Source organism: Novosphingobium sp. (genome assembly GCF_025351285.1).
In the GTDB taxonomy this organism is placed as follows: Bacteria; Pseudomonadota; Alphaproteobacteria; order Sphingomonadales; family Sphingomonadaceae; genus Novosphingobium.
The window spans coordinates 1-6,420 of record NZ_JANXWG010000059.1; the positions used below are offsets into that span (position 1 = coordinate 1).

General features: G+C 65.2%; 4 protein-coding genes and 1 pseudogene. 3 read left to right on the forward strand and 2 right to left on the reverse strand.

Going from position 1 to position 6,420, the window contains the following annotated elements:
* Window positions 1-18: 18 nt before the first annotated feature.
* Window positions 19-534 (reverse strand): 50S ribosomal protein L10, encoded by a 516-nt coding sequence (gene rplJ, locus Q0R16_RS07500; RefSeq protein WP_295634396.1) that lies wholly within the window; start codon window positions 532-534, stop codon window positions 19-21.
* Between the two features lie 419 nt (window positions 535-953).
* Here rplJ and Q0R16_RS07505 point away from each other — a divergent pair, with 419 nt between their 5' ends.
* Both Q0R16_RS07505 and Q0R16_RS07510 read left to right on the forward strand, forming a co-directional pair.
* Window positions 954-2,954, forward strand: coding sequence for an alkyl sulfatase dimerization domain-containing protein (locus tag Q0R16_RS07505; RefSeq protein WP_295634399.1), 2,001 nt, complete (start codon window positions 954-956; stop codon window positions 2,952-2,954).
* An 82-nt stretch (window positions 2,955-3,036) separates the two neighbouring features.
* Entirely contained in the window at window positions 3,037-3,672 is a 636-nt protein-coding gene (locus Q0R16_RS07510) for an isoprenylcysteine carboxylmethyltransferase family protein (protein WP_295634402.1), read from the forward strand.
* Window positions 3,673-3,676: 4 nt separating this feature from the next.
* Here Q0R16_RS07510 and Q0R16_RS07515 read toward each other — a convergent pair whose 3' ends face one another.
* Entirely contained in the window at window positions 3,677-4,732 is a 1,056-nt protein-coding gene (locus tag Q0R16_RS07515; protein ID WP_295634405.1) for a 50S ribosomal protein L11 methyltransferase, read from the reverse strand.
* A 353-nt stretch (window positions 4,733-5,085) separates the two neighbouring features.
* On the opposite strand from Q0R16_RS07515, the pseudogene Q0R16_RS07520 reads away from it, so the two are divergent.
* Window positions 5,086-6,420: pseudogene (locus tag Q0R16_RS07520) on the forward strand (DNA-directed RNA polymerase subunit beta); the annotation flags it as partial.

Sequence of the window (6,420 nt, forward strand, 5' to 3'; positions counted from 1 at the left end):
TGCGTGTGGTGAACGGTCTCAGGCCGCGTCTTTTTCGGCATAGGCGCTGAATACGCGCGCCAGCTTGGCCGCCGGAGCGGTTGCGAGCTGGGCGAGTTTCGTTGCCGGTGCCTGGACGAGGCCGATAAGCCTGCCGCGCAGTTCGTCGAGCGACGGCATCGAGGCGAGCGCCTTGATCCCTTCCGCGTTCAGAACCAGGGCACCCATCGCGCCGCCAACGATCTCGATCTTGTCGTTGGTCTTGGCGAATTCCACGACGGCCTTGGCCGCAGCAACCGGATCGACCGAAGTCGCCAGCGCCACGGGCCCGGTGAGCAAATCACCGATGCCTTCGTAGTGGGTGCCCTTGATGGCAATCTTGGCGAGACTGTTCTTCGAAACCTTGAACGACGCGCCAACTTCGCGAACTTTCCCGCGCAGGGCGGTGGACTGGGCCACCGTCATGCCGAGGTTGCGGGTGACAACCACCACACCGACCTCGGAGAACATCGCGTTGAGGGCAGCGACCGTATCGGCTTTCTGCGAACGATCCATGCCTTACTCCTTCTGTGGCCGGACGGGACAAGTCCCGCGCGGCCGGATGCGTGTGTCCCCGGGCGCAGAAGCACCTGGGGGCGAGTCCGTGAGAAGGGGAAGGAGGTGCGCCGAAAGCAGCCCACATAAGTGGTCGGATCGGACACGGCAGATACCACAGGCGCAAGGCCAAGGGCTGCGGAAACTCATTTCCCCGCCTATGCTGGAGATTAAGCGGGGCAGAGCCAAGGCTCCTGAACCCCCGCACCAGCGGTCTCGGACGGATGGCCAAAAGGTGCACTCACCACTTGGACCGCCGCGCCACTATGCGCGATCCGGGCCGGAGTCAAGGATTGGCATCCGATCCGGGGCCATTCGCGCGCGGACTTGCATTCCCCCGGTTCCCCCGACAGCATGGCGCAAAAGAGGGAGGGGAACCAATGAACCATACCAAGCTTGGCGTCGTGCTGCTGCCGGCCGTCGCAATTCTTCTGGCCAGCTCGGCACCGCTTGCTGCCCAGAACACCGCTACCGTCGCGCCACCTCCAGCCGATCCTGCGTTGTCCTCCAAGCCCGCCAGCGCTGCCACCATCGCCGCGCAGAAGGCTGCGGCCGCGTCGCTTCCCGCCGAGGACGGGCGCGACGCCGAGTTCGCTGCGCGCGGGTTCGTGGCCAGTCGCGCCGATCCGCTGATCCGCAATGCCGATGGCCGGCCGGTGTGGAACCTGGCGGCTTATGACTGGGTCAAGGGTGCGGCGCCGGTGTCGGTCAACCCGTCGTTGTGGCGCGAGGTTTCGGTGCTGTCGCGCCACGGGCTGTTCAAGGTTGCCGATGGCGTGTGGCAAGTGCGCGGGTTCGACGTTTCGAACATGACCGTGATTGCCGGGAAATCCGGCTGGATCCTGGTCGATCCGCTGACCACGAAGGAAACCGCCGCCGCCGCGCTCGAACTGGTCAATGGCACGCTCGGCCGCCGCCCGGTCTCGGCGGCGATCTACAGTCACAGCCACGCCGATCATTTCGGCGGAGTGCGCGGGGTGATCGACGAGGCCGATGTTGCGGCGGGCAAGGTCATGGTGGTCGCCCCGGCGCACTTCGTCGAGGAGGCCGCGAGCGAGAACGTGCTTGCCGGCGGCGCGATGGGGCGCCGCTCGGTCTTCCAGTTCGGCGGGGGCCTGACGCCGGGCGTGCAGGGACAGATGGGCAGCGGGATCGGCATGGCGGTCTCGGGCGGATCAATCACCCTGATCGCCCCCACCCAGACGATCGAGCGCACCGGCGAAACCCGCCTCATCGACGGCGTGGCGATGGAGTTCCAGATCGTTTCGGGAAGCGAGGCGCCGAGCGAGCTCAACCTGTACCTGCCCGCGCAGAAGGTGTTCCTCTCGGCCGAGATGAGCACCTGCTCGCTCCACAATATCCTGACGCCGCGCGGCGCCAAGGTCCGCGACACCCGCGCGTGGGCCGGATATCTCGACGAGGCGCTCCGGCTCTATGGCAGCCGCGCCGAAGTCGACATCTCGAGCCATTGCTGGCCGCGTTTCGGGCAAGGCGAGGTGGCGCGGATGCTCGCGAGCCAGCGCGACAACTATCGCTTCCTGCATGACCAGACCGTGCGGCTGATGAACCGTGGCGAAAATCCGGCCGAGATCGCCGAAGCGCTCGTCCAGCCCCCGGCATTGGCAGCCGACTGGTTCATCCACGGCTATTACGGAACCTACAGCCACAACTCCAAGGCGATCTACCAGTATTACCTCGGCTGGTACGATGCTGTTCCCGCCAACCTCGATCCGTGGCCGCCCGCCGAACGCGCCAAGCGGATGGTGGCGGCGATCGGCGGGGGCGAAAAGGTGCTGGCGCAGGCGCGGGCGGCGATGGCGGCGGGCGATTATCGCTGGTCTTCCGATCTGCTCCAGAACCTGGTGTTCGCCGATCCGACCAACCGGCCGGCGCGCGCGGCGCTTGCCGACAGCTACGAGCAGCAAGGCTATCAGGCCGAAAGCGGGATCTGGCGCAACCAGTTCCTCGTTGCCGCAAACGAACTGCGCCACGGCCGCACCCAGTCGAACGCGTCGCAGAGCGCGGACCTCGTGGCCGCGGTGCCGACACAGCTCCTGCTCGATTCGGCTGCGACGCGGTTCGATCCGGCCAAGCTGGGCGGGCGCAGGCTGGCAATCGATCTTGTCATGCCCGAACGCTACGAGACCGCCGGAATCGATCTGACCGGGACCGCAATGATCGCGCGGATGGTTCCCGCCAGCGCCCCCGCGGCAACGATCACCGCCCCGCGCCGGGCGCTGCTCGGCCTGATCTTCCTCAAGCTGCCGCTGGCAACGGCCGAGAAGATGGGGGCCAAGGTCGAGGGCGATCGGGCGGCGATCGAGGCCTGGCTGGCCGCGCTCGACCCGATCCCCGGCGCGTTCAACATCATCGAACCGTGATCGGGCCTGGACGCTAAGGATAACGCAATCTTAACGCGGCTCTGCGAAGTCCGTCGGGCAACCGGATCGGGATACGAGCAGCATGAGCGCAAATGGTGTCGGTGTCGTACCGCAAAGCCGCATAAGGCCGGCGGTGCTCGACCGGTTCGAGCAGGTGCTGGTGCTGCTGCTCTATTCGGTGCTGACGTACCGGGTGTTCCATTCGGACAACCCGTTCCGCTACCTGCTGCTGGCGTCCGAATCCGCGGTGGTGATTTTCGTGCTGATTCGCCGTCCGACCGAGGCGCTGTCGATCGTGTTCGGCGAATGGATGCTGGCGTTCACCGCCACCGCCGCGACGCTATTGGTAGCGCCGGTGCCCAACCAGTTGCCCGCGCTCGTACCGCTGGGCGTGACGCTGTTCGCCTTGGGCGCGCTGTTCCAGATTTCGGCCAAGATCGCGCTCAACCGCAGCTTCGGCATCGCGCCGGCCAACCGCGGGATCAAGCGTAGCGGGCCGTACCGCTATGTGCGCCATCCGATGTATGCAGGTTATTTCATCAACAATGTCGGGTTGCTGATGCTGATGCTGTCGTTCACCAATGCGGCGGTCTATGCCATCGCCTGGACCGCGCAAGTGATGCGCGTGCTGGCCGAGGAACGCCTGCTGAGCCAGGACTCCAACTACCGCGCATACATGAAAGACGTGCGCTGGCGGGTGGTCCCGGGGGTATTCTAGGCTTTCATTCTTCCCAGATGACCATGCTGCGCGCATCGTGCCAGCCGCCAATGCGGATCATGTCGCCCGCTTGCGTATCGCGCGGGCAGCGGAGCGGGGTATAGCGCAGCGTCCAATGGCTCGGGCCATTGGCGCCGGGCAGGTTTTCGTAGGCAATGTCGTCCGCGAATTCGAGCCGCAGCCACTGCACCACGCCTGTGACATGACCGCCGTCGGAAGCGAGCTCGCAAATGTTCTGACGTTGCGTGGCCAGAGACGCCTGCGCTGCGAAATCGAACGCGAACGGCTCGACGGGTGCGCTGCGCAGCCGCAGGCGCTGGCTGTCCGCGCCGATGTTGCGGGTGCGTGAGACGTGGCGGTTGAACGGCGCCAGGTCGAAGCCCTCGACCATGCCGATTGCGCCATCGTCCTCGAACAGCGTGGTATCGACGAGCGCCACGCGCACGCTGGCGCGGCCGGGCAGGAATACCGCGTCGGGCACGCCGAGATCGCTGCGTGCATGATCGAGCGATGGCAGCACGCCTTCGCCGACCAGGTTGTCGTGGAAGATTTCCGAGACGATCAGTTCGGCCCCGCCGCCCAGATCGCGCGTGCGGTCGAGCTGGCTCGAATGCGCTGCGTGCACGGTGATACGGTCGGCCAGACCATTGGCGGCGATGATTTCGCGCGCGGTGGCGGCAATCAACGGGTTTGCCTCGCAGGCCACGACATGCGCGGCGCCGGCGCGCGCCGCCATCATCGCCAGCAGCCCCGAACCAGTGCCGATATCGAGCACGCGCTTGCCCGGGGCAAATCGCTCGATCGCGGCGCGGTAAGCGGCATTGCGCGGGGCATCGAACAGCATGCCGTGGTGGAAACCGGGCACGCCGTGGGTGGTGATGAGGCCGGCCAGTTCGCCCAGCAACCCGTCGTCGGGGCGTTCCTTGGCCAGCTTGCGCATCAGCCCGAGCGCGACCGCGGCCTTGCCGGTTTCGACCATGTCGAGCCCGCGCTGGTAGAAATCCTCGGGCCGGTCGAAGATCGACGTGCCTGCTTCAGGGATGGAAGTGAGTTCGTTCATCGTGCTCGGCGTCCAGCGGCTGGCATGTGCGCGAGCAGGAACCCCGAGCCTCGCGCCTCATAGCCGATGCTCGCGGTGCCGCAAGTTCCGTGCAGTGCCGCTGCAAGCGTTTGACAGTGCACGGGTGGCGTCCTATATGGCGTGCTCGCTCGTCGCTTCGAGCAAGATTGGTCCATGCGCGGGGATCGGTCACGGAAGGAAGCGGAGCGAGTCATCATCTGACGCAAAGGCTGCCGGTTTGGCTCTCTTCGGAGATGCCGTTGCCGCGCGGCCTTTTCGCGTTTGGTGGTTTCGCGCAATTATTTTCCAACCGGCTGTCCACGCCGGCACCAAGCAAGAGGCACGATCTCTCCATGGCAACCAAGGCCCCCACTTCTTCGAAGTCGCCACCCCGGGCAATCACCCCCGGCACCGCGTTCTCGCGGTCGGCGTCCAAGAAGCGCATCCGCAAGATCTTCGGCGACATCCACGAAGTCGTGCAGATGCCCAACCTGATCGAAGTCCAGCGCGAAAGCTATGAGCAGTTTCTGCGCTCGGACCCGTCGATCGGTTACGTCTCGGGCCTGGAAAAGACGCTGCGCTCGGTGTTCCCGATCCAGGATTTCGCGGGCACCGCCAGCCTCGATATCAAGGAAAAGGACGGCTACGTCCTCGAGCCTCCCAAGTTCGACACCAACGAATGCCGCCAGCGCGGGATCACGTATGCCGCGCCAATGAAGGTGACGCTCAAACTCGCCACCTTCGAAGTGGACTCGGAAACCGAGACCAAGTCGCTCATCGATATCAAGGAGCAGGACGTCTACATGGGCGACATGCCCCTGATGACGGAAAACGGCACCTTCATCATCAACGGCACCGAGCGCGTGATCGTCAGCCAGATGCACCGGTCGCCGGGCGTCTTGTTCGACCATGATCGCGGCAAGACTCACGCTTCGGGCAAGTACCTGTTTGCCGCGCGCGTCATTCCGTACCGCGGTTCGTGGCTCGATTTCGAATTCGACGCCAAGGACATCGTCAACGTCCGCATCGATCGCAAGCGCAAGCTGCCGGTTACCGCGCTGCTCCATGCCTTGGGCCTGGCAGACGAGGCGATTCTCGACCATTTCTACACCAAGGTCGTGTGGGTGCGCGGCACCGCGGACAACGGTGGCGGCTGGCGCGTGCCGTTCGTGCTCGACCAGTGGCGCGGCGTGAAGCCTTCGTTCGACATCGTCGATGCCAAGTCGGGCGAAGTGATCTTCCCCGCCGGCACCAAGATTTCCCCGCGCGCCGCCAACAAGGCACACAAGGACGGCCTTGAAGAATTGCTGATCCCGACCGAGGAAATCTTCGGCCGTTATTCGGCGCGCGACCTGATCGACGAAACGACCGGCCGCATCTGGATCGAATCGGGCGACGAAGTCACGCCAGAGAACCTCGAAATGCTCGACGCGGCAGGCATCGACCAGCTCGAGCTGCTCGATATCGATCACGTCAACACCGGCCCGTGGATCCGCAACACCCTGAAGGCCGACAAGGCCGAGGACCGCGACCACGCGCTCGCCGATATCTATCGCGTGATGCGCCCCGGTGAACCGCCGACGCGCGAAACCGCCGAAGCGCTGTTCGAGGGCCTGTTCTTCGATGGCGACCGCTATGACTTGTCGGCCGTGGGTCGCGTCAAGCTCAACATGCGCCTCGCGCTCGAT